Origin of the sequence: Sphingobium sp. WCS2017Hpa-17, assembly GCF_031843765.1 — a bacterium.
GTDB lineage: Bacteria > Pseudomonadota > Alphaproteobacteria > Sphingomonadales > Sphingomonadaceae > Sphingobium.
This window is the reverse complement of the sequence record NZ_JAVTIV010000016.1, coordinates 41,957-67,579: the sequence shown is the minus strand read 5'-3', so window position 1 is coordinate 67,579 and position 25,623 is coordinate 41,957. Positions and strand designations below refer to the sequence as shown.

Annotated in this window: 22 protein-coding genes; 7 read left to right on the top strand and 15 right to left on the bottom strand. The window is 63.4% G+C overall.

From position 1 onward, the window contains the following. Positions 1–34: 34 nt before the first annotated feature. A complete protein-coding gene (locus tag RQH62_RS18480; protein WP_311270193.1) occupies positions 35–1,414 on the top strand; it encodes a formimidoylglutamate deiminase in 1,380 nt (459 codons plus the stop codon). After that, the gene (locus RQH62_RS18475) at positions 1,411–2,130 is read left to right on the top strand and encodes a UTRA domain-containing protein (protein ID WP_311270192.1); all 720 of its coding nucleotides are present in this window, start codon (positions 1,411–1,413) and stop codon (positions 2,128–2,130) included. The genes RQH62_RS18480 and RQH62_RS18475 overlap by 4 nt, the downstream gene beginning before the upstream one ends. Positions 2,131–2,154: 24 nt before the next feature. Here RQH62_RS18475 and RQH62_RS18470 read toward each other — a convergent pair whose 3' ends face one another. Continuing rightward, positions 2,155–4,569 (bottom strand): glycoside hydrolase family 2 TIM barrel-domain containing protein, encoded by a 2,415-nt coding sequence (locus RQH62_RS18470; protein WP_311270191.1) that lies wholly within the window; start codon positions 4,567–4,569, stop codon positions 2,155–2,157. A gap of 186 nt (positions 4,570–4,755) precedes the next feature. On the opposite strand from RQH62_RS18470, the gene RQH62_RS18465 reads away from it, so the two are divergent. Continuing rightward, entirely contained in the window at positions 4,756–5,409 is a 654-nt protein-coding gene (locus RQH62_RS18465; RefSeq protein WP_311270190.1) for a YjbE family putative metal transport protein, read from the top strand. A gap of 21 nt (positions 5,410–5,430) precedes the next feature. Here the strand turns inward: RQH62_RS18465 and RQH62_RS18460 are convergent, their stop codons facing one another. From RQH62_RS18460 to RQH62_RS18445, 4 genes are read right to left on the bottom strand one after another with little or no spacing between them, the layout of a single operon-like run. Next, positions 5,431–6,474 (bottom strand): AbrB family transcriptional regulator, encoded by a 1,044-nt coding sequence (locus RQH62_RS18460; protein WP_311270223.1) that lies wholly within the window; start codon positions 6,472–6,474, stop codon positions 5,431–5,433. A gap of 11 nt (positions 6,475–6,485) precedes the next feature. Continuing rightward, the gene (locus tag RQH62_RS18455) at positions 6,486–7,793 is read right to left on the bottom strand and encodes a CitMHS family transporter (protein ID WP_311270189.1); all 1,308 of its coding nucleotides are present in this window, start codon (positions 7,791–7,793) and stop codon (positions 6,486–6,488) included. Between the two features lie 34 nt (positions 7,794–7,827). After that, positions 7,828–9,300 carry a porin gene (locus RQH62_RS18450; RefSeq protein ID WP_311270188.1) on the bottom strand — a complete coding sequence of 491 codons (1,473 nt, stop codon included), beginning with the start codon at positions 9,298–9,300 and terminating at the stop codon, positions 7,828–7,830. 1 nt (position 9,301) lies between these two features. Next, positions 9,302–10,375, bottom strand: a complete 1,074-nt coding sequence (locus tag RQH62_RS18445; RefSeq protein ID WP_311270187.1) for an ABC transporter substrate-binding protein — start codon at positions 10,373–10,375, stop codon at positions 9,302–9,304. Positions 10,376–10,484: 109 nt separating this feature from the next. Between RQH62_RS18445 and RQH62_RS18440 the strand changes: the two genes are divergently transcribed. From RQH62_RS18440 to RQH62_RS18430, 3 genes are all read left to right on the top strand, one after another. Further along, positions 10,485–11,138: a response regulator transcription factor gene (locus RQH62_RS18440; RefSeq protein WP_311270186.1), complete on the top strand. Its 654-nt coding sequence runs from the start codon at positions 10,485–10,487 to the stop codon at positions 11,136–11,138. Then, entirely contained in the window at positions 11,128–12,501 is a 1,374-nt protein-coding gene (locus tag RQH62_RS18435; RefSeq protein WP_311270185.1) for a sensor histidine kinase N-terminal domain-containing protein, read from the top strand. The genes RQH62_RS18440 and RQH62_RS18435 overlap by 11 nt, the downstream gene beginning before the upstream one ends. A gap of 85 nt (positions 12,502–12,586) precedes the next feature. After that, positions 12,587–12,823, top strand: a complete 237-nt coding sequence (locus tag RQH62_RS18430) for a DUF5818 domain-containing protein (protein ID WP_311270184.1) — start codon at positions 12,587–12,589, stop codon at positions 12,821–12,823. Positions 12,824–12,845: 22 nt separating this feature from the next. On the opposite strand, the gene RQH62_RS18425 is transcribed toward RQH62_RS18430, so the two are convergent. The 7 genes from RQH62_RS18425 to RQH62_RS18395 form a co-directional block, all read right to left on the bottom strand. Further along, a complete protein-coding gene (locus tag RQH62_RS18425; RefSeq protein ID WP_311270183.1) occupies positions 12,846–13,883 on the bottom strand; it encodes a rod shape-determining protein in 1,038 nt (345 codons plus the stop codon). 595 nt (positions 13,884–14,478) lie between these two features. Continuing rightward, positions 14,479–15,669, bottom strand: coding sequence for a chromate efflux transporter (chrA, locus tag RQH62_RS18420; RefSeq protein WP_405053568.1), 1,191 nt, complete (start codon positions 15,667–15,669; stop codon positions 14,479–14,481). 172 nt (positions 15,670–15,841) lie between these two features. Further along, the gene (locus tag RQH62_RS18415; protein WP_311270181.1) at positions 15,842–17,053 is read right to left on the bottom strand and encodes a heparan-alpha-glucosaminide N-acetyltransferase domain-containing protein; all 1,212 of its coding nucleotides are present in this window, start codon (positions 17,051–17,053) and stop codon (positions 15,842–15,844) included. A gap of 39 nt (positions 17,054–17,092) precedes the next feature. After that, positions 17,093–17,704, bottom strand: a complete 612-nt coding sequence (locus RQH62_RS18410; RefSeq protein ID WP_311270180.1) for a hypothetical protein — start codon at positions 17,702–17,704, stop codon at positions 17,093–17,095. Between the two features lies 1 nt (position 17,705). Beyond that, on the bottom strand, positions 17,706–18,350 hold the full coding sequence (locus RQH62_RS18405) for a HupE/UreJ family protein (RefSeq protein ID WP_311270179.1): 645 nt from the start codon (positions 18,348–18,350) through the stop codon (positions 17,706–17,708). A 95-nt stretch (positions 18,351–18,445) separates the two neighbouring features. Beyond that, positions 18,446–18,826: a hypothetical protein gene (locus RQH62_RS18400; RefSeq protein WP_311270178.1), complete on the bottom strand. Its 381-nt coding sequence runs from the start codon at positions 18,824–18,826 to the stop codon at positions 18,446–18,448. 31 nt (positions 18,827–18,857) lie between these two features. Next, positions 18,858–19,601: a DUF4198 domain-containing protein gene (locus RQH62_RS18395; RefSeq protein ID WP_311270177.1), complete on the bottom strand. Its 744-nt coding sequence runs from the start codon at positions 19,599–19,601 to the stop codon at positions 18,858–18,860. A gap of 42 nt (positions 19,602–19,643) precedes the next feature. Here RQH62_RS18395 and RQH62_RS18390 point away from each other — a divergent pair, with 42 nt between their 5' ends. Continuing rightward, positions 19,644–19,802 carry a hypothetical protein gene (locus RQH62_RS18390; RefSeq protein WP_311270176.1) on the top strand — a complete coding sequence of 53 codons (159 nt, stop codon included), beginning with the start codon at positions 19,644–19,646 and terminating at the stop codon, positions 19,800–19,802. A gap of 174 nt (positions 19,803–19,976) precedes the next feature. On the opposite strand, the gene RQH62_RS18385 is transcribed toward RQH62_RS18390, so the two are convergent. Genes RQH62_RS18385 through RQH62_RS18375 form a run of 3 tightly spaced genes read right to left on the bottom strand, consistent with a single transcriptional unit; the run spans position 19,977 to position 25,623 of the window. Then, positions 19,977–23,207 (bottom strand): CusA/CzcA family heavy metal efflux RND transporter, encoded by a 3,231-nt coding sequence (locus RQH62_RS18385; protein ID WP_311270175.1) that lies wholly within the window; start codon positions 23,205–23,207, stop codon positions 19,977–19,979. Continuing rightward, on the bottom strand, positions 23,204–24,358 hold the full coding sequence (locus RQH62_RS18380) for an efflux RND transporter periplasmic adaptor subunit (protein WP_311270174.1): 1,155 nt from the start codon (positions 24,356–24,358) through the stop codon (positions 23,204–23,206). The genes RQH62_RS18385 and RQH62_RS18380 overlap by 4 nt, the downstream gene beginning before the upstream one ends. Next, positions 24,355–25,623, bottom strand: coding sequence for a TolC family protein (locus RQH62_RS18375; protein WP_311270173.1), 1,269 nt, complete (start codon positions 25,621–25,623; stop codon positions 24,355–24,357). The genes RQH62_RS18380 and RQH62_RS18375 overlap by 4 nt, the downstream gene beginning before the upstream one ends.

Genomic DNA, 25,623 nt, shown 5'->3' with positions numbered 1-25,623 from the left:
ATGTATATACATAAAATGAAGACGGGGAGCAATTATGTCGCAACGCCTTCGCCCCAGTGGCGCATCTCTCTTTTTCGATCAGTTGCTGTTGCCCGATGGCTGGGCGCGCGACGTTCGGCTGACGCTGGAGAGTGGTCGGATCGCCGCGATTGTGGTCGACGCGACGTCGCAGGTCGGGGACGAGCAGCATGGCGTTGGACTGCCCGGCATGCCCAACCTGCACAGCCATGCCTTTCAGCGCGCCATGGCCGGGCTGGCTGAACGACGCGGCCCCGGCACGGACAGTTTCTGGAGCTGGCGCGACATCATGTATCGCTTCGTGGCACGCATGAGCCCTGACGATGTGCGGGCGATCGCGGCTCTTGCCTATATGGAGATGCTGGAAGGCGGTTTCACCCGTGTGGGCGAGTTCCACTATTTGCATCATGACTGTAACGGCGCGCCTTATGCCGACCCGGCGGCGATGAGCGGCGCCATCGTCGCGGCGGCGGCCGACAGCGGGATCGGCCTGACGCTGTTGCCGGTGCTCTACAGCCATGCCGGTTTCGGCGCTCAGCCACCTCATGCAGGGCAGGCGCGGTTCATCCTGTCGATCGACGGCTATGCGCGCCTGATCGAGGGGGCACAGCGCCATGCCGCAACACTGCCGGACGCAATCGTAGGCATCGCGCCGCATAGCCTTCGCGCTACCTCCGCCGATCAGTTGCGGATGCTGGCGCCTTTGGCGGCGGGCAGGCCGGTCCATATCCATATCGCCGAACAGGTGAAGGAAGTGGAAGATTGCCTGGCCTGGAGCGGGCAGCGTCCGGTCGCCTGGCTGTTCGACCATGCCGATGTCGATGCGCGCTGGTGCCTGGTCCATGCGACCCATGTCGATGCCGGCGAAGTGGCCGCGATCGCGCGCAGCGGGGCGACGGTGGGCCTCTGTCCCATTACGGAGGCCAATCTGGGCGACGGGATTTTTCCCGCCGGCGGCTATCTGGATGCGGGCGGGCGCTTCGGCATCGGCAGCGATTCCAACGTCCTGATCGATTGCGCGGAGGAATTGCGCCTGCTGGAATATGGCCAGCGCCTGCTGCATCGGGGGCGCAACATGCTGGCGCGGCAGGCGGGGGAGGCGACTGGTGCCGCCCTCCATGCGCGGGCGCTGGCGGGGGGGGCTGCGGCGCTCGGTGTGCAGGGGGGCATCGCCGTCGGCCTGCCCGCCGATATCGTCAGCCTCGACCCGGATCATCCCGCGCTGCTGGCCCGATCGGGCGATGTGATCACCGACAGCTTCATTTTCGCCGCTGGCCGCCCGGCGATCGATTGCGTATGGCGCCACGGCATCATGCTGGTGCAGGGCGGTCGCCATCGGCAGCGTGACGCTATCGTCCGCACCTATCGTGCGGTGCTGGAGAGATTGATCGCGTGAAGATCGCACTGCACGAACGGATCAGGCAGGATTTTGAAGGCCGTATCCTGTCGGGTGAACTCGCACCGGGCGATCGCCTGCCGATCGAGCAGGATATCATGGCCGATTATGGCTGCGCCCGTATGACCGTGAATAAAGCCTTGTCGGCCTTGCTGGCGGCGGGTCTGATCGAGCGGCGCAAGAAAGCTGGCACATTTGTCGCCCGGCCCAAGGTGCACAGCATGATCCTGGATGTGCCCGACATTGCAGCGCAGGTGCGGGAACGCGGGCAGGACTATGGCTTTCGTGCGCTTGCTCACGCCGTCCGTCAGCCCTTGGCGGGTATGGAGGAAGAGCGGTTGCTGGCCGGTGAGGGCGCACTGATGCAGGTCGATGGCCTGCATCTGGCCAATGGCGTGCCGCTATGCGTGGAATATCGACTGGTCAGTGTGGCGGCGGTGCCCGATATCGTGGAGGCGGACTTGCATAATATGGCGCCGGGCACCTGGCTGCTCCAGCATGTGCCATGGACGGAAGCGGAAACGCGCATCTCCGCCGTGCCCGCGGGTGAGGGGGAGGCGTTGCACCTGCAACTGCCGGTTGGCACCGCTTGCCTCAGCGTCGAACGCTGGACATGGCGCGGCGCCGAACGCATTACCTATGTTCGGCAGATATTTCCGGGCGACGCCTATGACATGCTAGCCCGCTTTGGCCCTTCGACCGCAGCGGTGCGGTAAGCGGTCGCTGCGCGAACGCATCTTTCACTCGGTTGCGCCCAGGTCGACGCTGCCGGCTTTCAAGCCGTCTGCCGTCGCGCTGACGGTGAAGCGTCCATTCCCCGCGCCGCGGACCAGAGCGACCGCCAGTCCGTCCTGCGCCGTGCGGTCGGGCGACGGGAAGGGCGTATGATTGACCGACGAGCCATTGTCGGTGGCGATCAACCGCCCCGCGCCCTTGACCGCAAAATGCAGGCGATGGCTGGCAGAGGGCACGGTCACGCCATTCGCATCGACCACCCGCGCACGCACATAGACCATGTCGTCGAAGGCCGATCCGACTTTCGGCGCATCCGGCGTCAATTCTATGCGGACCGGTTTACCGGCCGTTCGCAGACTGTCGGACACGGTTTCGCTGCCCTTGTCGCGGCAAGTGGCGCGGACTTCCCCCGGTGCATAGCGCACGGCCCAGCGGCGCGGCGACGCATCCCGATTGATCGGCAGCCTACCGAGCGAACGGCCGTTCAAAAACGCCTCGACCTGCTGGCAATTGCTATAGACTTCGATCGTCTCATCATGCGGACTGCGATCCTGCGGCGTCCAGTCGTCGAACAGGGCGACCTTGGGCTTGGGCGTGGCTACCGCGATCATCGTTGGCAGAACGGGCTGGTTCGGTCCGCCCGCGCCATCGGTCGATGGCCCTGCTGCCGCCGGATCGGCATTGCGCACGACATGCAGCACGGGGCGCTCTGACCACCAGCTTTCTCGCTCCATGCCGCTGATCTTCTGCCGCCCGGTGCGATCGAGCAACCCGGCCGGGTTCTGGATATTGGGCCAGCCGGACCGGTTCGCTTCACCCAGATAATCGATGCCGGTCCACAGGAACATACCGGAGAACGGCGCATAGTCGCGCACCGGCACCCAGTTGCTGCGATTATGGGCATTTTCGGTACCGACGATACTGCGCTTGGGGTTCTGCTTGCTGGCCGCGATCAGTTCATTCTCGCGATAATTCTGCCCGACCACATCCAGCATGTCGGCCAGCCCATTGTCATAGTCCTTGGTCACATTGGGGCGGAACAGCGCCATTGTGACCGGGCGCGATGGGTCGGCGGCATGAACGATGTCCAGGATGTTGCGCAGCGCCGCCTTGGCCTGCACCGGATAGGCGGTGTCGTGGATCTCGTTGCCCGCGCTCCACAGGATGATGCTGGGATGATTGCGGTCGCGCCGTACCATGTCCAGCGTATCGCGCTTGTGCCAGTCGCCGAAGAAGAGGTGATAATCCTCCGGCGTTTTGGCGACGTTCCACTGATCGAACAGTTCGTCCATCACGACCAGCCCCAGTTCATCGGTCAGGTCGAGAAATTCGGGGCTGGGCACATTATGGGCGGTGCGGATCGCATTGACGCCCTGCGCCTTGAGCGTCGTCAACCGCTGGCGCCAGACGGCGATCGGCACGGCCGCCCCCACCGCGCCGCCATCATGGTGCAGCGCGACGCCCTTCAGCTTGAAGTTGCGGCCGTTGAGCCAGAAGCCTGTCGCCGGATCGAACCGCGCCTCTCGCACGCCGAAGCGGACATCCTCATTGTCGAGCAGCGTGCCGTCGCTTGCCAGCACGCGAATGGCGGCGCGATATTGGGCGGGGTCGGCGATATCCCAGCGACGGGGACGGGGGAGGGCAACCTCGACCGGCAGGATCATGGTGCGGCCGGCCGCAACGCTGGTCGGCGCAGTCATGGTGCGCGCGACTTCGCGTCCGTCCGGATCGGTCAGCACCAGTTCGACCTTCACTTCGGTGGCGGTGCCGCTGTCATTCTGCACATCGGCCGTGACGGCGACGGTCGCCTGCGCATCACTGATCGCCGTCGCCCGCACATAAGCGCCGCCCTGTGGGATATGGACATCGCTCGTCTCGATCAGCCGGACAGGACGATAAATGCCCGATCCGGTATACCAGCGCGAAGAGGGGGCGGCAGAGGTGTCGGCGCGCACGGCGATCAGGTTGCGGCCGTCCGCGCGCAGGTGGCGCGTCAGGTCGTAGCGCTGGCTGACATAACCCATCGGCCGATAGCCGATATGATGGCCGTTCACCCAGATGCCGCTGCGCTCCATGATGCCGTCAAATTCGATATAATAGCGCCGCCCCGGTTGCGGTTTCAGGACGAGACTCTTGCGATACCAGGCGACACCGCTGGGCAGGAAGCCGTTCTCGCCTGCGGCCTTGGCATTGGGATCGAACGGCCCGGCAATGGCCCAGTCATGCGGAACGCTGACGACCTGCCAGCCTGCATCATTAAGGGTCGCCGTTTCGGCGCCTTCCGGATCGGCCTGAATGAAACGCCAGCCATCGGGCAGGGGCGTGACGGCGCGTGGTGCCGCCTCGGCCGCGCCGACCGATGCCAGCGCCGTCGCCAGTGCATAGAATATCGTCATGCTGCCCGTTTTGCGCACCCGCATCTCCTCTCCTGACCAGACCGCCCCTGTTTGAAGGCTGCGGCCCAACAGCTATCGAATATTCCACTATTTGCAATATGGTTTCAACATGCGGCTTCTGGTGACCTGCGCATTTCCTTGGTCTGAAAGGTCGGTGACAGGATAGCTGCCTATGCGTCCGTCGTATTTTTTTGGATGGCGAGAGGATTTATGAACGACATCTGGGCCCATATCGTGGCCGATTTCTCCAATATCGGCTCCCCCGCGGCGCTGGCCGCTTTCGGTCAGGTCGTGCTCATCGACATCATGCTGGCGGCGGACAATGCGATCGTCGTCGGTGCGCTGGCCGCTGGCTTGCCCCCCGCATCCCGCCGCAAGGTGATCGCGATCGGCGTGATCGCCGCGCTGGTGCTGCGCATCGCCTTCGCCCTGCTGGTGACGCAATTGATGCAACTGGTCGGCCTCGTCTTTGCCGGCGGCCTGCTGCTGGTGTGGGTCGCGTGGAAGATGTGGCGCGAACTGCGTTCGGGCGGCGATGCGGAAGATGGCGAGGATATCGCCGGCAAGGCTGCGCCCAAGGGCTTTGCGCAGGCCGCATGGGCCGTCGCCATCGCCGATGTGTCGATGAGCCTGGACAATGTTTTGGCCGTCGCTGGTGCGGCGCGCGAGCATCCGGGCATCCTGGTCGTCGGCCTGATCCTGTCGGTCGCGCTGATGGGCGTTGCGGCGAACCTGCTGGCCCGCGTGATCGAACGCTATCGCGCGATCGCCTATTTCGGCCTGATCGTGATCCTCTATGTCGCCGGCAAGATGATCTATGAAGGCGTAATCGACCCGGCGACGGGCCTTATGACCCTGTTCTGACCAAGGGCGGGACGGGGCCGATCATGCGGCTCCGTCTTCCCTTGCCATCCGCGCAAAGCCGAGGGGCGCACCGATCAGGACAAGCACCACGCGGGTCAGATGGTGGATGATGACTACGCCCGGCTCCAGCGCCAGACTAAGCGCCACCATGCTAATTTCAGCCAGACCGCCCGGCGAATAGGCGAGGGTCAGCAGCACCGGATCAAGGCCGGTCAGAGCGCTCACCCCGGCAGCCCATGCAAAAGTTACCGCCAGCAGGATCAATGTCGATCCCGCCGCCAGCGCCAATGTGCGCAGCAATATCTTCAGCGTCAGCCCGACGAAGCGGCAGCCGATGGTGGCGCCAAGGCCCACCTGCGCGGCGGCCAGTGCCCAGGCGGGGATGCGGAAATCGGCAAGGCCGCTCATATGCACGGTGGCACTTACCGCAAGCGGACCGACCAGATGCCAGGCGGGCAGGCGCAGCAATTTCCCGATGAGCAACCCCACGGCCACGCAGCCCACTGCCCACAGCAGCAGCGACCAGTCGGCCACGCCACTCGTCACGGCGGCGGACGGTGCGATCGTGACTGGCGCATGGTCCAGGCGGATCAGAAAGGGCAGGATGAAGACGACCAGAAAAATGCGCGCGCCGTGGATCAGGCCGATGGCGCGTTCGTCGGCGCCGCGTTCCGCCCCCATCACCACCATTTCGGCGATGCCGCCGGGCATGCCGGCAAAATAGGCTGTAGCGGGATCGAACTTCGCCACCTTGCGGAAATAGGTGACGCACAGCAATGCCGCCGTCGCAAGGAAGAAGGGCAGCGCGACAAGCGGGATGATCCACTCGCGCGCCTGCGGCGGAAGGTGCGGGCCGAAACTGCTGCCCAGTACTACCCCGATCACTGCCGCCATCGGCCGGCGCGTGGCAGAGGATGCTTGTATCGGCAGGCCGATGACGCTGGCGATGGCGCAGGCGGCCATGGATCCCAACACCCACGGCAAAGGCGCGCCGATCTCCAGGAACAGCGCGCCGCCACCGGCTCCTACGATCAGGGCCGCAAGGAAGCGGAGGACCGCTTCCATATTATTCGGCTTCATGCGACGAACGGGAAAGCCAGCGCGATCATGCCGACCAGCGTCATGACGATGCAGACGGCGGCGGCCGGCAACAAGGTGAAGCGCTGATGATCGGCCAGGTCGATGCCAGCCAGGCTGACCAGCAGATAGGTGGACGGTACCAGCGGGCTGAGCAGATGGACCGGCTGGCCCATCAGCGACGCGCGGGCGATCGCCATCGGATCGACGCCATAATGCGAACCGGCTTCCGCCAAAATGGGCAGCATGCCGAAATAGAAGGCGTCGTTGGAAATGAAGAAAGTGAAGGGCATGGACAGCAGCGCCGTGATCGGCGCCATATACGGCCCCAATGCGGGTGGGATGAAGCCCACGACTTCCTTGCTCATGGCTTCCACCATACCGGTGCCGCCCAGGATGCCGGTGAAGATGCCGGCGGCAAAGATCAGCGACACGACCGACAGGACATTGCCGGCATGGGCGGCAATCCGCTCCTTCTGCTGGGCGACGCCCGGATAGTTGACGATCATCGCAATGGCGAAGGCGATCATCATTAGCACCGAAAGGGGCAGGATACCCCAGACCAGCAGGCCGAGCAGCGCTATCACCAGCGCGGCGTTGAACAGGCGCAGGTGCGGACGCCGCGCCTCGGGATATTGCGACACGCCCAGGTCGGCGACATCCACCGCTTCACGCTGCGGCAGATGGACATGGCCGAGGCGCCGGCGCTCCTTGATGCCGAACCAGAAGGCGAGGCCCAGCAGGAAGGCAAGGCCCGCGATCATGCCGGGGATCAGCGGCAGAAACAAAGTGGCGGGGTCCAGCTTCAGCGCACTCGCCGCGCGCGCGGTTGGTCCACCCCACGGCGTCAGGTTCATGATTCCACTCGTCACCATCAGCAGGCAGACAAGGTAGATGCGCTTCATGTCGAACCGCTTGTAGAGCGGCAGCAGCGCGGCGCAGGTGATGATGTAGGTGGTCGATCCATCACCATCCAGGCTGACGATCGCGCACAGCACGACCGATCCCAGCAGGATCAGCAACGGGTCGCCATGGACCAGCTTCACCAGCCGACCGACCAGCGGATCGAACAGGCCGGTATCCGTCATGGTCGAGAAGAAGAGGATGGCGAAGAGCAGCATCACGCCGGTCGGGGCGAGGTTCTTGATGCCGTCAATCATCATGTCGCCAAGACCGGCGGCCTGACCGGCGACGACGCCGAACAGAGACGGGATGACGATCAACGCCACCAGCGGCGTCATCTTTTTGGTCATGATCAGCGTCATGAAGGTGGCGACCATCAGGAAGCCGAGCAGGGCAAGATTCATCGCTGCATCCTTGAAGAGGCGAGGAGAAGAAAGATCAGAAGGTCACGCCGACACGCGCGCTGACGGTCTGGCCGTCATCATTGCCGGTGAAGCTGCCGGCGCGATTGTCGGTGTGCCAGTGGATGCCGTTCAGCTGGATGCGGGTGAAGCTGTTGAGATACCAGTTCACGCCGACCGTCGCGGCCCAGCCGTCGCCGCCCAGGACGAGGTCAGTATAGTCCAGATTTTCGTAGCGCGCGGTCAGTTCGATCGCGCCCGACCCGCCATCCAGCACAGGGTCGATGACATTGGGCTGGCCGAAACTGCCCAGACGCGGGTTGTAAGGGGGCAGTTCGCCGGTCAGGAACAGGCCGGTGGACAGGCTCCACGCTTTGCTCTCGAAATCGGGGCGCCCGCCGGTCAGGCGCGCGACGCGGCGACCGGCTTCACCCATGACCCACAACCCGCCGGTATAGCCGCCCAGTTCGACGCCATAGCCGGTGGTCGACTTGCCGCCCAGCAGTTCGCCGGTGGATACCCGCACCGCGCCGTTGAATCGGCCGCCGATGACGGTGCTGCGCGTCAGCGTGGTCGCGGCGGAGGACAGCGCTTCGTCAAAGCCCCATGCGCCGAGATGCAGCAGCGACCGGTCGGTCTTGATCGGGTTCCAGTGCGCGCGGAAGGCGGCGGTACGGCTGTCATTGGTCGCCTGCTGCCCGTCCACGCGGTCGCCGGTCACGCTGACCGATGCGTGCCAGTTCGGCCCGAACATGCGCCCCATGATGCCGATGCCGTAAAAACCGCGCTGCGGGATGATCGCAGTGGACACCGCGCTGCGTTCCAGGAACGGCGTGGAATCCGACCCGGTGCTGCCTTCGAACGCGCGGTCGTTGAACAGGTGACCGGCGCGCACGTCATAATCGACCTTGCTGCTGATCTTGTTGCGATAGCCCAGGAATGCTGTGACGATGTCGACCTCATTCTCGGAAAAATCGCTTTCGAACTGATAGAAGAAATGCGGGCCGACCCCGCCTTCCAGGCCAAGGCGCAGCGCGCGCATGCCGGTCGTGGTCGTGTTGCGGCCATTATATTTCGACCCCATGGTCGAACTCACGTCCACCAGAATGCGGCCGCGCGGCTTGTAGGTGAAGACGCCGTCGGCAGACCGGAATACGGGCAGGCCAGCGCCCCATTCGGTCTTGACGCCGACTTCCTTCGCGATGGCGCGGGCCTGCGCCACGTCGATATCGGCGGGGCCGGGCGGCACGATCTGCGGCGCGAACGGCGCAACCGTCACAGGCGGCGTCTGCGTCTGCTGCGCGACCTGCGGGGCCGGTGCGGGCGCAGCGGCGGGTGCCATGGCCTGCCCCTCGATCTTGTCGAGCCGCGCCTTGAGCGAGGCGATTTCAGCGGCCTGCGCCTTGACCAGCGCGGCCAGTTCGTCGGCACTCGGCGTCTGGGCCAGCGCGGGGGTGGCGGCGATCAGCGCCAGTGCGGCACAATTGCCGCGCAACATCAGGGACGTCATTTTACTTGGCTCCAGAGGCGAGGATCGCGTTCCAGTCGCGCAGGAAGCGCTGCTGTTTCACGCGATCGAGATTGGCGAGAAGCTGCGGACCTACACGCACCGGGCGCGCCTGTGCCGCAGGAAGCCGGCGGCCGCGAATGTCGGCGCGGACCGGCCAGAGGCTATGCTGGGCGAGCAGGGACTGGCCCTGACGCGACAGCAGGAAATCGAGGAATAGTTTAGCGGCGGCGGGATGCCGCGCCTCCCGCGCGATGAAGGCGATACGCGACATCACGATGGTGTAATCCTGCGGGAAAATGACGCCGATGCGCGGGTCGCGGCGGGCACGCTCCACCGCGTAGGAACCGATGACATTATAGGCGATGGAGAGTTTCCCCTCCGCCACACCGCGCAACATCGGCTCGGTGGTGATCGACAGGATCGGCCGGGTCGCTGCGATCGCCTCCACCAGCGATTTGGTATCGCCGGTGATCGCGAAATCCTGGGTCAGGTAGAGATAGCCGGTGTTCGACCGCGCCGGGTCGAAGGTCGCGACCTTGCCGGTCAGCGCGCGGCGATCCTTGCGCAGCATCGCTTCCAGCGCGGCATGGCTGCGCGGCGGATTGGGGATCGCCTTCTTGTTATAGACATAGGCGATCGGTTCTGCGGTGACGCCGAAACCCATATTCTTCCACACCGCCGACGGTGGCAAGGCAGGCTTTTCGGGGCTGGCATAGCCCTGCGCGAAACCGTCGTTGATCAGCTTGACCTGCTGGTCCATCGCGGATGACCAGACCAGATCGGCCGAAGGCTTGCGCGCCCGCGCTTCCGTTACGAAGCGGCGATACATTTCATTGGAGCCGAGGTCGGCATAACGCACCGTCACGCCCGGATAGCGACGCTGAAAGGCGATGATGAGCGGCGCCATTTCCGCCGTGTCGGCATTGGCATAAACGATGACCTGCCGTTCGGCCTGCGCATCGGCGATCAACTGGTCATAGGAGCGCGGATAGCCCGCAGGCCGCTCCGCCACCGCCAGGCTTGCCGGCATCGCCAGACTTGCCAAGATCGAAACAATCTGAATAACCCGTCGCACGAACCCTGCTCCTCGCCTTCCGTTTCTGTCGTCGGATAAGTTGTGAGGCTCAGTTACGAAGCCAAGCTGTCATCAACCTTTCAGCATCGGGTGCCCCATTCGGATTTTGATGATCGAGGATGACGCCGCGCTGGCGCGCAGCATTTCCGCCCTGCTTCGTGCGGGGGGGCATGCAGTGGACCATGTCGCGACTGGGGAAGACGCGCTGTCGGTCGTCGGCAGCGAACCTTATGCGCTGGTGATTCTCGATGTCGGCCTGCCCGACATGGATGGCTTTGCCGTCCTGGCCGAACTGCGCCGCCGGGGGGAGAAAGTTGCGGTACTGATGCTGACGGCACGCGACGCGCTGGACGATCGGGTGCGCGGGCTGGATCTTGGCGCCGACGATTATCTGCGCAAACCCTTCGACCCGGAGGAACTGGAGGCACGGGTGCGGGCGCTGGGGCGGCGGCGCGGCGGCGATCCGACGCCGGAACTCAGCGTCGGTACGCTCACCATCCATCGGTCGACCGGCGTTGTCGAAGTGGCGGGCCGGCCGCTCGACTTGCGGCGGCGCGAACTGACGGTACTCGAAGCACTCGCTACTCGGGCAGGGCAGGTGGTGCCACGCGAATTGCTGATCGGCGAAGTCTTCGGCTTCGACGAGCCGGTCGGCGGAAACGCCATCGAAGTGCATGTCACGCGCCTGCGCGGCAAGCTGGCGCCGGATGGTCCCGGCATCCGCACCGTACGCGGCGTGGGCTATATGCTCGATGCCGGGTAAGTCTCGGGCGATTGCCCTGCGCACCCGGCTGCTCGCGGCGATGCTGGGACCGCTGCTCGGTGCGGCGGCGATCATCGGCGTAGGCGGCGCGACACTGATTTCCGACGTCGTGCGCCGGACCAACGACCGCGTGCTGGGCGGTGCGCTGGGCGCTATCGCCGAAACCGTGCAGGTGGAGCGGGGCGAAGTGACGCTGGACCTGCCGCCCGCAGCCTTTGGCATGTTGGAAAATAGCGAGCGCGACAATGTCTATTACCGCATCGCCGTGGGGCGCGACCTGTTGACCGGCTATGCCGATCTGCCCGCGCCCGATCCCTCGACCATGACGGTCGACCAACCCCGCTTCCGCTTCGCTCGCTATCGCGATCAGGGTATCCGCATTGCGGAGGTGAAGCGTATGCTCCCCCGCATCGAACAGCCGGTCGTCATCCAGGTCGCCGAGACATTGGACAATCGCAAGACGCTGGCCGGGCAACTGACCATCGCCCTGCTGCTGGGCGAAGTGGCGCTGGTCGGCGTTGCCGTGCTGCTGCTGCGCCCGGCGCTGGGCTGGAGCCTGCGCCCGCTCGCCCGCCTGCGCCGCACCGTGGAGGCGCGGGATGGCAGCAAACGGCCGGATTTCTCCCCGCTCGACGCCGGGCCGTTGCCCAACGAACTGCAACCGCTTGCCACCGCCTTCGACCATATGCTGGCGCAACTCGACACCGCGACTGGCGGCATGCGCCGCTTCACCGCCGATGCCTCGCACCAGATGCGCACACCCTTGTCAGTGCTGAAGGTCCAGGTCGAACTGGCCCGTCGCGGCTCATCGGCCGCGCTGGACGAGATTGCCGATGCCGTGCAGCGTCTGGAGCGACTGGTGACGCAGCTTCTGGCGCTGGCGCGGGCAGAGGAGAGCGGAGTGTCTCCGCCGCTCGAAGCCGTGGACCTGAAGGAAGTCAGCACGGCGGTCATCGGCCGCCTCATCAACCAGGCGATTGCGGCGGAAGTCGAGTTGAACCTTGATGCAGCAGATGGCGAAATCTATCGTGTGCAGGCGCATCGGACGCTGGTGTTCGAAATCATCGCCAATCTGATCGACAATGGCATTCGCTACAACTTGAGGGGTGGCGCGGTGACCGTGACCCTGTCGCGCGATGCCGACCATGTCCGGCTGTCCGTCAGTGACGATGGGCCCGGCATCGCACCCGAACATCATGACAAGGTGTTTGAACGCTTTTTCCGTGCGACTGGACCGCAGGGGGCAGAGGGGACGGGGCTTGGCCTTGCCATCGTCCAGTCGGCCGCATCGCGCATGGGGGCCAGCGTGACCATAGCGGATCAGTCCCCCGGCCTCGCCGTGATCGTGTATTTCCCCATCTGACGATTGCGTTTCATTTCATCGTCTTATCTGCACATGCCGCAGGATAGGGCGTGGCATGGATGTCCGCAGGGCCTATCTCGGTCCCATGAATATCGGTTCATATTTCCGCCTCGAAGGCGTGTTGGTCGCAGGCGCCGTCAGCCTCTATGTGCAGGCGCGCGATGGAGCCTTGTGGAACATCGGTCTGCTCAAAAATGTCGGCCATCTGTTGCAGAGCAATGTGATCGTTGAGGGCATACGCACCGGCGCGGAGGCGATGGCGGTCAACTGGATCGAGGCCGGTGAGCCTATTCAGCGCGCCTTGTCCGTCGCGGCCATGTGAAACCGGCGACGGCATGATGAAGTCAGGCCGTCGTCAGCACGCCCGCATAAGCGGCATCTTCCAATGCCTTGCCCGCGCCCATCGCCACGCAACTCAGGGCATCGTTCGCGACCCGTACCGCGAGGCCTGTCTGCTCCGACAGAGCCTGGTCCAGATGGCCGAGCAGGGCGCCACCGCCCGTCAGAGTGATGCCTTCATCTATGATATCGGCGGACAATTCCGGCGCCGTCTGTTCAAGGGCCGTCATTACGGCGAGCTTGATCTGGCCAACCCCCTCGGCCAGCGCTTCGGCGATTTCTGCTTCGCTGATCGTGATTTCCGCCGGCCTGCCATTGACCAGATCACGCCCCTTCACCCGCATCGTGCGCCCCTCATCCAGCGGGATCACCGCCGAACCGATGCCATGTTTGATGCGTTCCGCGGTCATTTCACCGATCATCAGATTGTGACTGCGCCGCACATGGGAGGCGATCGCCTCATCCAGTTTGTCGCCGCCGATGCGGACCGAATTGCTGTAGGCGATACCTTGCAGCGACAGAACCGCCACTTCGGTCGTGCCGCCACCAATGTCCACCACCATCGCGCCGCGCGGCTCTGTTACAGGCAGACCGGCCCCGATCGCGGCTGCCATCGGCTCGTCGATCAACTGAACGCGCGACGCGCCCGCGTTCATCGCCGCAATCTGGATCGCACGGCGCTCTACCATGGTCGAACCGGACGGGACGCAGATGACGACCGCATGGCGCCGGCTGAGCCGTCCCGACGCTCCTACCGCCTTGGCCATGAAATGCTTGATCATCTGTTCGGCGACATCGATATCGGCGATCACGCCGTCGCGCAGCGGGCGGATTGCCTGAATATTGGCGGGCGTCTTGCCCATCATCGGCTTTGCCTCATTGCCTACCACCTTGACCCGGCGGACGCCGGCGATGGTTTCGATGGCGATGACGGATGGTTCGTTGAGGACGATGCCACGATCACGCACATGAATGACGGTATTCACCGTACCAAGATCGATTGCCATGTCGTGCGCGGAGGAAGCAAATAGTCTGCGGAACATCTGATATCCGATTAGGAAGTTGCCGGATGCCTTGCGTGTGCAGGCTGACGGCGCAATGACCAAACGCCGAAGCGGATGATTGCCGGGATCATTGGAGTTTTGGCGCCGGGCGGGTTCTCGCTCGTTCTTCGGGCGCTGGATTGCTTCCGCAAAGCCGGCACCCGTGCATGGTCATGATATCGTGATCGGTCGTCTCATCGAAACAGGCAAATGGGATATTGTCGGACAGTAGTGCGAGGACGATGTGATCGCCACGACGCTTTTGCTGTGCTGCTGGCGAAAACTGCATGATCCGCGCGCCGATGCCGATCTGGCCGAAGATCGCATTTTGCGGAGGGTGTGTGAACTGCGTGCCGGGCGGACTATATCGTCGCGCTGGAGGTGCTTCGCGACCACCGGTTCGAACGATCGACGCAGAAAGTCACCGGCGAGGCGCAGATACTCGCGCCTTGGCTTGACGTGCAGCAGGTATAGTCAAAGAATCCACCGGGTTCGGTGTGCATTATGTGCCGAACCCGGTGATGAAGCGAAGACTGTCTGCCGCCTCTCCCGACGCTTGCAAGAATCTTTGGTTGCCGTGCCAATCCGTGAAATCTCACTGCCAGACAAAGACGGTGGCCGCGCCAGCGACGATGAGCGCAGGCGTGACCCATCCGCCCTTCACACGCCACACGATAACCAATGCAATGCCGAATATCGGCAGGGCGACGAGCGGTTGTGAAATTCTTCCGATCGTCGCTGTCGCCAGTTGCAGGAATGTAGCTGCGATCGTGCCTACCACGGCCGCAGCAACCCCTGACAGCAGATGATGCAATGCCGGATTTTCAACGATCGCCTCCAGCCGTTCAAACAGGATCAGCGAAAAGGCAAAGGCCGGCAGGAACATGCCCACCGTTATCGCGATCGCGCCCAAAGGCCCGCCTGCAACATAGCCGATGAACGTCGCAAAGATGACCAGTGGCGCCGGCAGAACCCCGGCCAACGCAACGCCGTCGAGAAAGGTCGCATCGCCGATCCACCCGCGCCCCACCGTGTCTGCCCGCACATAGGGGATAGCAGTATAGGCGCCCCCGAAGGTCAGCAATCCGCCCTTCAGGCCAGTGATCAACAGCGCCAGAGCCGTGGCAGGGCTATTGGGTGATGCAGGCGCGATGCCGGAACTTACGGTGGGATGGAGCATCGCCACCGCAGCGAGCACGCCCGCCGCAACGGTCATCGACGCAAACAGAGGCTTGTCCAGCAGAGCGTAACATATGCCGCCGACAAGGAGAGGGAGCCAGAAGGGTACGCCCGCAAAGGTTGCGATCAGACTGACCGCCGCTATCGCAGCCAGCCATCCATCTTCGATCATATGCTGGCCGATACGAACCACAGCGCGCAGTATGATGGCCAGAACCACGACCTGCACCCCCAATAATATGCGGGCAAGATCAGGATTTCCGGCAATCCAGCGTGTATAGGCCCAGCCCATCGCCAGCATCAGGACAAAGCCCGGTAGCATGAAGCCCAGCCCTGCGAGTAAACCGCCAACGCGCCCTCGCGCGATCATGCCCAGATGAACGCATAATTCATGCGCCTCCGGTCCCGGCAATATCTGCAACACCGCCAGCAAGCGCTTGAACCGGGACGGATCGATCCATCGTTCGTCTTCGACCAGTGCCTGCCGGATCATGGCGATCTGCGCAACCGGACCGCCAAAAGCGAGCATGCCGAAGCGCAGGAATTTCAGGAAGAGGGCCGGCAGGGGCAATAGTCGGGGATTGGGCCGGTCGTCCAGTATCGTCATCATTCACGCTCCCTTCGCCGCGAGACGCAGCGGGTGGAGCGGACTTGGACGGGAACCGTCTGATCGGGCGTCCGCGTAGGCCCGATAAGTCGTTTATCAGCCGAAACGACCGTGCGAGTCAATGTTACTTATAATGGACCGCCCACTTATGCGGAAAGGCGGCCCATGTCGCTTACAGATATTTAAGCCACCATATGTCCTTGCGACGCTGTTTCAGCTGCGCGAACCAGCGGGTGGGGAAATAGAGGACCGGGATCAGGATGAAGACCCAGATCCACACCCAGCGCAGATGGTCGACCCCGAACACTTCGCCCTTGGTAGGGCCGTAGAGCAGCATCGCGATATTGTAGAGCAGTTTGAGCGTGTAGAGGTGCAGGATGTAATAGAACATCGGCGCGCCGCCCAGCATGGCAAGCGTCGGCATCGCTTTGCTGCTTTCAAACCGTTCGCACAGCGCGAGCAGCAGGCAGCCAGTCCCTACCGTCAGCATCAGGAATAGCAGCGATGGCGGATATTTGGTCAGCGCAAGGAAGCTCATTACCGTGCGGATCGGCGTTTCGGCGATGAACCATGGCTTGTCGCCATAGATGTTGAGCGTACGGATGACGACGAAACCGACCAGCAAGCCAAGGCCCAGCATGGCCATCCGCTTGATGCGCGGTTTGGGATCGGTGCCACGCGCGAACCATGGCCCGCAGGCATAACCGAGCAGGATCACGCCGATCCATGGCAGCACCGGATAGGTCGTCTTGAAGACGATGCCGGCCATCTCGAACTTGTCCCGCTGATGCAGCAGCGCCCAGGGAATGAAGAAGGGCGAATCCGGCATGAGGCGGATCGGATCGAGCAGATTGTGCAGGCAGACGATGGTCAGGCCGACTGCAAACTGCGCCGGGCGCGGCAGGTGCAGCAGGCCCGCCAGCGCGATCATGCTGATCCCGATCGTGTAGATTACCTGAAACCAGATGGTCGGTGGCGGGAAGACATTCGCCTGTGTCGGCCATGCGTAGCAGACGATCGTGAATTCCAGGAAGATCAGGAACAGCCCGCGCTTCAGCAGAAATTCCGACACCTGCCCCTTCGTGTGCGACTGGCCATAAAGCCAGGCGGACAGGCCGGTCAGCGCCACGAAGGTCGGCGCGCAGAAGGTGGAGAGCAGGCGGGTAAAGAACAGGCCCGGATCGGTCGTGTGGGCATCGACCGGATCGGTGACCTGCAAATGCAGGAACCATGTTTCGCGCACATGATCGACCAGCATGAACAGCATGACGAGGCCACGCAGCGCGTCGATCGCGATCAACCGCGTGCGTGCCTTGGCCGCTTCGATGGGTGAGGAGGAGGCCCGAAGGCCGATAGAGGGCGGCTGCCCTGTGATGCTGTTCATGACCCTGTCTTTCCGTCTCTTTTTACTCAGGCCGTCTCTTTATTCAGGCTTGGGCTGATAGAGATCCTTGTAGAAGCCGACCGTCTTCACCGTGACGGTGATTGGCGTGTCGCCCTTGTTGCGGAAATACCAGCCATGGATGCCGGCAAAGGGCGCGGTGAAATCGCCCTGGCCGCCGCTGATTTCCTTCTCTTTCCAATAATCGGTGAAGGCGCCGTCGGTGGCATGTTCGACTTCGCCATGCATCTCTGCCTTCACCGGAGCGGTCGACTTCCATTCGAAAATGAAGCTGTCGCCGGTCTGCATATGCGCCTTCACTTCCTGTCCGCTGTGCGGGGGCAGGGTGATGGTCATGTCATCCTGACGCCAGGGCGTCGTCCTGGCGATGCTTTCCTTGGTCGGCGTCGGGATGGCGCCCGCCGTGGCCGAAGCCGCCGCTGCGGGCGCTTCTTCGGCGGCTTCGCCCGCCACCATGCCGTTCAGGCCCAGCGCCGTGCCCACGCCCGTCGGGTCGATGCCATATTCGGCGGGCAGGACGAAGAGGGTCAGAATCGCGACGGCGGCGATCGCGGCTCCGCCCGTCGCCTTGGCGAGCGCGGAGGGAGACACCTTGATCGAAGTCGGAAGCGAGGAAATGCTTTGCGTATTCATGTCAGGCACCCTGGGTAAAATAGCCGGCCAACTGGAAGCCGATGAGGACGAAGCCGGCAGTCATGAGCACGGCATTGGCGACGATGGCGCTGCGGCGGAAACTGTCGGACAGGCGCCAGATGTTCATCAGCAGCAGGATGATGGTCAGCGCCATGAACTGGCCCATTTCGACGCCGATGTTGAAGCTGATGAGGTTGGGGATCAGCCCGTCCTTCGCCAGCGTCAGCTCCTGGATCTTGGTGGCCAGGCCAAAGCCGTGGAAGAAGCCGAAAATCAGCACCGCCGCCTTGGGATTGGGCGATACGCCGAACCAGGTCTTGAACCCGTCCAGATTGTCGATCGCTTTGTAGACCACCGACAGGCCGATGATGGCGTCGATGATGAACGGATTCGCGCGGATGTCGAGCAGGACGCCCAGCAGCAACGTGGTGCTGTGGCCGATGGCGAACAGCGTCACATAGGCGCCGACATCCTTCAGCCGGTAGAGGAAGAAGATGACACCGGCCAGGAACAGCAGATGGTCGTATCCGGTGACCATATGTTTGGCCCCAAGATACATGTAGGGGATGATGTTGACGCCGGACGCGCCTTCGATGAAGGCCTTGTCATTCTCGTTGACGCCATGCGCCCAGAGCGCGCTGCTCATGAGCGCAAAAGCCAAGCCCAGGAGCAGCAGCGCGATCCGCCGCATATTCTGGGATTGGAGCGGGGATCGGATCGCGCTGTGCATGTTTTTGCGCTTTACTTGGCCTGGAAGGTCGCGAAGATTTTCGCGCCGCTCTTGTCGACCAGCGCGACGACCAGCTTTGCGCCCTTGGCCGCCTTGAACCCGGCAGCGGTCAGCTTGTTGCCGCCTGCGGCCTTGAGCGCGGCTTCGGTCTTCTTGCCAGCAGCGGTCTGGGTCAACTTGGCAGTGTAGCCGGCTGCGGCGACCGGCTCATCTTCTTCGGTGAGGTAGACGTCCACGCCCTTGGGGCCGGACACCAGTTCGATCATGGTTTCGCCGGACATCTGCACCATGCCGCCATGCTGCGGCTTCATGCTGCCATGGGCGAAGGCGGTGGCGGGCAGGGCGGCGAGCGCGAGAGCGGCAAGGCCGGTGCGGAAAAGGTCGATCTTCATGATGGTATCTCCAATGATTTGGTCGAAGGGCTTATTCGGGCAGGTGCGGGATCACGAAGGACAGCGACGCACGATATTCCTCATGATCGACCTTCTTGTCGGTGGTCTGGCCGACATAGATGGCCATCAGCACGTTGATGCCCTGATTGCGCAGCTTGATGGTGGCGGTGCCATCCGGGCCGGTTTTGGCGGGGGCCGCTTCGTCCGGATCGTTGACATAATCCTGCATCACGGTCGCCCCTTCGACCGGCTTGCCCTTGTAATAGACGCGCACCTTCATCGGCTCGCCCATCTTCTGCGGGATGTTGAGGTCGGCGGGCACCAGCTGGAGCATATGCCCTTCGATCAGTGGAACCGGCTTGGTCGGCACCTGCGTCAGGTGTACGGCATATTTGAAATTATGCTCAGCCAGCGTGGCATTGGGCACTTCGTCGCGGCCCTTATTGTGCCATTCGCCGTCCGGCGTCTTGCTCCAGTAGCCATAGTCCATGACGGCGGCGACGGCGGCGATCGGTTCGTCGCTATCGACGACGGGTATAGCCCCGGCTTCGCGCAAGGTGACGGTCACCGGTGCCCAGTCGCTGTCGAAGCCCGCGACGGACTTGACCAGCGGCAGGCGCTTGACCGCGTCCAGATCGTCGGCGCCTACGCCATAGATCAGGGCAAGTTGGCGCGCACGCTGGGCGAACCAGATGCCATGGGCGCTGAGCGGAGCGGCCGCCGCGAGCATGATGCTTACACCGACACCTGCGGATAGCAGTCGAACCAACTTCATAATCGCTTCCCTTCCGTATTTTCATGCACGCTATTTTATGCCGTGGTTGTGGCGGATGCGCAGGGCAAACGCCCCCTTTCGCAAGTTCATAACCGCAGCATCGTCATCATTCAGACATCTGAAGCCGGTATCGAACCCACCGGCTATCTGCTGGAAATCACCTTAAAAAGCCGCGTCCGGCGTGACTTCCGTTTCCCGTAACAACAGGCGTATCGGGTCGGCATGACACAGGATTTCATTTCTGTTTCACCAGGCGATAGATTCTGCCGAATATCTACTCGATGCCCTATCTTATCCCATGCTCGCTACCGCACTCGAATCGGCCGGTTGGCTGCGGGAATCACCGGCCTGAAAGGCACCGATCCCCGCATGTTTTCAGGCTTCGATTGCTTGCCCGTCGGCATCCAACCTCCTTTCTTCACGCCATCTTCCAAGCCATGCGGTGATGGCCGGAAGCACCAATAATGTGAGCGCGGTCGAGGTGATGAGGCCGCCGATTACCACGGTCGCGAGCGGTCTTTGCACCTCCGCACCCGTGCCCGTGGCCAGCGCCATCGGCACGAAACCCAGGCTGGCGACCAATGCGGTCATCAACACCGGACGCACCCGTTCCATTGCGCCGTCGATGATCGCCACATCATGGTCTGCGCCATCTTCGCGATGCTTGGCGATCGCGCTCATCATCACGAGGCCGTTCAGAACCGCGACGCCGGACAAAGCGATGAAGCCCACCGACGCCGTGATCGAGAAAGGAATGCTACGCAGCAAAAGCGCGAACACGCCGCCGGCCAGTGCCATCGGTACCGCACTGAACACGATCGCCGCCGGCATGAAGCCGCCCAGGGCCATGTAGAGCAGGGCATAGATGGCGACGAAGCAGATCGGCACGACCAGCAACAGGCGAAGCCGGGCCGATTGCAGGCTTTCGAACGTGCCACCCCATTCGGTATATATGCCCGCGGGCAGTTGCATTCGCCCGATTTCACGCTGCGCTTCCGCGACGAAACCGCCCAGATCGCGACCGCGCACATTGACCTGGACGACGACCATCCGCTTGCCATTTTCGCGACTGATCTGGTTCAGGCCCTGCGTGTAGCTGAACCGCGCCAACTCCCGCAGCGGGATGGAGCGGGCAATCTGGCCATCGGCGGCGGGCAGCATGACGGGGATGGACCCCAGCGTTTCCAGATCGTCGCGCTGCGCATCGGGCAGGCGGACGACGACCGCAAACCGGCGGTCCCCTTCGAACAATAGCCCAGCTTCGCGGCCCCCCAATGCGGCAGAAACGGTGTTCGCCACCTCTTCCACCGACAGGCCGTATCGCGCAGCCGCCTGCCGATCGATCTTCACGTCGAAGGTCGGCGCGCCATCGGTCTGTTCCGCGCTGACATCGCCGGCGCCCGGAATTTTCCGCAATAGGCCGGCGATCTTGCGCGCCTGATCGCTCATCACGTCAAGGTCGTCGCCATAAAGCTTCACCGCCACGTCGGCGCGAACCCCGGCGATCAATTCGTTGAAGCGCATCTGGATCGGCTGCTGAATTTCCGTCCGGTTGCCGATCAGCGGTTTCATCCGTTCTTCGATCCGACGAAGAATATCCTCCTTGGACGTGACGTCCGCTGGCCATTCGCTTTCCGGTTTGGGAATGACATAGGTGTCGGACGAATTTGGCGGCATTGGATCAGTACCGAGGTCCGCATTGCCGTTCTTCGAAAATACCAGTTCCACCTCGGGCAGTGTTTTCAGTGCATTCTCGATCTGAAGCTGCATCTGCGTAGACTGGTCGATGGAAGCAGACGGTACGCGGAAATTCGTAACCGTAATGTCCTTCTCATCGAGTTGCGGCATGAACTCCTCACCCAGAAACCCGAAAGCAAAGACGGAAGCGATGAACACACCCGCACCCGCCGAGATGAAGGGCAGGGGACGTGCCACCGCCTTGTTGAGCAGCGGCGCATATTTCTCCTTGAACCAGCGGATCGGCTTCACTTCCGTTTCGCTGACCTTGCCCTTCACCACGATGGCGATCATCGCCGGCACGAAGGTGATCGACAGAATGAAGGCCGACGCCAGCGCCAGCATCAGCGTGGTCGCCATGGGCGAGAAGGTCTTGCCTTCAACCCCTTGGAACGTCAGCAGCGGCACGAAGACGAGGAAGATGATAAGTTGTCCGAACACTGTCGGCCGCACCATTTCCTTTGCCGCATCAATGGTTTCGGCCAGCCGCTCATCCAGCGTCAGCAACCGCCCTTCATGTTCCTGCCGTTCGGCGAGGCGGCGCAGCGCATTTTCCACGATGATGACCGCACCATCGACGATCAGGCCGAAATCGAGCGCGCCCAGGCTCATCAGATTGCCCGATACGCCAAGGCCGTTCATGCCCGACGCCGTCATCAACATGGTGATCGGGATCACCGCCGCCGTGATGAGCGCCGCGCGGATATTGCCGAGCAGCAGGAACAGCACCACGATGACGAGCAACGCGCCTTCGATCAGGTTCTTCTCGACCGTGGCGATCGTGGCGTTGACCAGCTTCGACCGGTTATAGACCGGTTCGGCAAAGACATCTGGCGGCAGCGACTTGTTGATCTCGACCAGTCGATCCGCCACGCGGTTGGCTACAACGCGGCTATTTTCACCCACCAGCATCAATATGGTGGAGATGACCGCTTCGGAGCCCATGCGGCTGCCCGATCCGGTACGCACGGCCCCGCCAATGACGACATCGCCCACATCGCGAACGCGCACCGGCACGCCTGCGCGCGTCGCGACGACCGCATCCTGGATATCCTCGATCGACTTCAGCCGGGCGTCGGCGCGAACAAGGAAGCTTTCCCCGGCCCGGCGTACATAGTTGGACCCGGCCGAAAGGTTTGCCCGCTCCAGCGCGTCCGCCAGTTCGGTGATCGACAAGCCGTAGGCGGCGAGTGCATTCAGCTTCGGCTCGACCAGATATTGCTTCACATAGCCGCCGTTGGAATCGACGCCCGCCACGCCCAGAACGTTGCGCATCTGCGGGCGAATGACCCAGTCCTGCACCGTGCGCAGATAGGCGGCCTTGGCGAGTTCTGTGGTCAGCCGTTCCCCTTCAGGCGTCAGATAGCTGCCGTCCGATTGCCAGCCGGGTTTGCCGTCCGTTACCTTCACGCCCTTGCCGTCGGGATGACGGAAAGCGACGGAATAGAAGAAGATTTCGCCAAGTCCGGTGCTGAGCGGCGCCAGATTGGGCTGGATACCGGCGGGCAGGCTATCCTTCGCCTGCGCCAGCCGTTCCGTCACTTGCTGCCGTGCGAAGTAGACGTCGGTGCTGTCGGTGAAGACTGCCGTCACCTGACTGAAGCCGTTGCGGGAGAAGGACCGGGTCATTTCCAGCCCAGGAATGCCGGCCAGCGCCGTTTCCACCGGGAAGGTGACCTGCTTTTCGATATCGACCGGCCCCAATGTCGGCGCGAACGTGCTGATCTGCACCTGCCGGTTAGTAACGTCGGGCACGGCGTCGATCGGCAATTTGGTGATCTGCCATCCGCCAAAGGCGACGACAAGCAGCGTCAGAAACGCCACCAGCCAGCGCATCCGGACGGACAGGCCAAGGATGCGGGCGATCATTCCGCCAACTCCTTTTCAAGCTCCGCCTTCAGCAGAAAGGCGTTGGTGGTGGCGATCGACTGACCTGCCTTCAGGCCGGATACGATGGCGACCATGCCGCCGCTGCGGCGGGCAACCTGAATGGTCTGCGCCTTGAAGCCCTTGGGCGTGCGCACGAACACCACCGTCCGGTCGCCGACGGTTTGCACGGCATCCTGCGGAACGGTCACGCCGCTCGCGCTTTTGCCACCGCCGCTGGCGAAAATGCGGGCCTGCACCATCTGGCCCGGTGCGATAATGCTACCACCACTTCCGGGTGTAATGACGATGGTGGCCTGCCGCGTCGTGGCATCCACCACCCCGGTGGCGGACCGTACGCGCCCGTCCAGCACCTGTCCGTCATTGGTGGTCAGTTCGACGCGATCGCCTGCCTTCACCCGACCCGCATCACCAGCGGGCACGCTGGCTTCGATCTGGGTGCGGCGTGGGTCGGCAACGCGGAACAGTTCGGTTTCGGCCTGCACATAGGCGCCAAGGCTGGCGGGGGCGGCGGTGATCCGTCCCGATACGGCACTGGTAACCGCCACCGACCGACCGTCGCCCGTGACTCGGGCAGCGCGAGCGGCGGCATCCGCCTGCCGCGCTTCAGCCTGTGCTACGGCCAGATTGGCCTCGGCGGTTTCATAGTCGGCGCGAGCGGACACGCCCTGCGCCAGCAGCCCCTTCTCCCGCGCCAGTTGCCGCGCGGCGAGTGTCGCCCGCGCGGCGGCTGCGCCACGATCGGCGGCAATCATGGATGCGTCGCGGCTTTCGACCAGTGCGATAGTTTCCCCGGCACTGACAGCATCGCCGATCCGCTTGAAGATTCGCGTCACCGTCCCCGGTGCCCGTGCAGTCAGCACTGCTTCCGCGTCCGGCATGGCCTCAACTGCGGCGCTGGCCAATATGATGCCGTCCAGGCTGCTACCGGATGCTGCCGCGACGGTGATAGCGGAAGATTTGATGCCGTCCGCGTTGATTTCGATTTCATCGCCTGTGGGTACGGATGCTTCTTGCGCGCTTGCCTCGGCCGGCGCAGCCGGTGCAGTCATGCGCGCCACCCCGAACCCGGCCAGAGCCGCGAGGATCAGGCCGACAGCGGCCCCGGCATAGAGCTTGTTATCCGATGTCATTGAATCTCTTCCCCCGTAATGGTGCGGCCCGACAGGCGGGCCAGACGCGCGCGCGCGTCGAACCGGGTGGCTGCGGCATCAAGGACGATGCCCCGCGCAGTGCCAAGCCCATGGCGCGCCGCCAGCAATTCGATCAGCGGGGATTTGCCCGCCTCATAGGCGATCCGGGCCAGCCGGTAGCTTTCCTCCGCCGTCCTGAGCGTGCGGTCCGCCGCAATGGCCCGTGCATCCGCTGCGTCGTTCAGCGCCAGCGATGCTTTGATCTCCGCTTCCGTCTCCAGCAGCAACGCGGCCTTGCGCGCTTCCGCCCCACGCAGGTCGGCCTGCGCCGCGTCGATATTCCCGCGATTGCGATCGAACAGCGGGAAGGGCAGGCTGATGCCCGCGATCAGTGCATTGGCATTGTCGATTTCCAGGCGCCGCAGACCCACCGAAACTGTAAGATCGGGAACCGCCTGTCGCTCGGCCAATGCGACCCGATGCCGGGCGGCTTCGCTATCTGCCTTGGCAGTCAGGAAAGGCGCGCTGGATCGCGGATCGACAGGGCCATAGCCCGATCGTGCTTCCAGCCGGGCGAGCAAAGGCTCCGCGAGCCCTGCGAAGGCAATAGGCTGGCCCGACAGGGCGGACAGCCGCGAATAAGCGCCCACACGGTCGGCCCTGGCTGCATCCAGCATGGCGCGCATCGCGTTGGCGTCGGTTTCGGCCTGAAGGCTGCGCAGGCGCGCTTCCTTGCCCGCCTGAACCATCGCGCGCGCGGCCTTCAGATCCGCTTCGGCTTCTTCCACCTCGTCCTGCGCCAGATCGATGCGTCGGTCCGCGATTTCTGCCGCAGCATAAGCCCGCGCCAGATCGTAGGCGAAGGTCAGTCGGCCTTCCCGCGTTCTGGCTTGCGCCGCTTCGATGCCGGCTTCACCTGCGGCGATCCGCGCGGATCGCTTGCCGCCCAGTTCGATCGGCTGGTTGATCTGGAACGTGTTCTCCGATCGACCGAAACCGTCATAGGGCCGATCGCCGGCTACATTTTCCGTCATCAGGCTGACGGTCGGGTTCGGCCGCGCATGCGCCTGCCGCGCCAGCCCTGCTGCCTTATCGGCCTCCGCCTGCAACTCGACCTGTCTCGGCGCATGTTCCGTTTCCCGGAAAAGCTGCGCGAAGGGCGGCGCAATCTGCGCACGCACCGGTGCGACACCCGCCAGCAGGCAGGTCGCCAGCACCATGCCAGACACCGCAACACGCGGCGTCCAGCCATGAAAGGCTGTCAT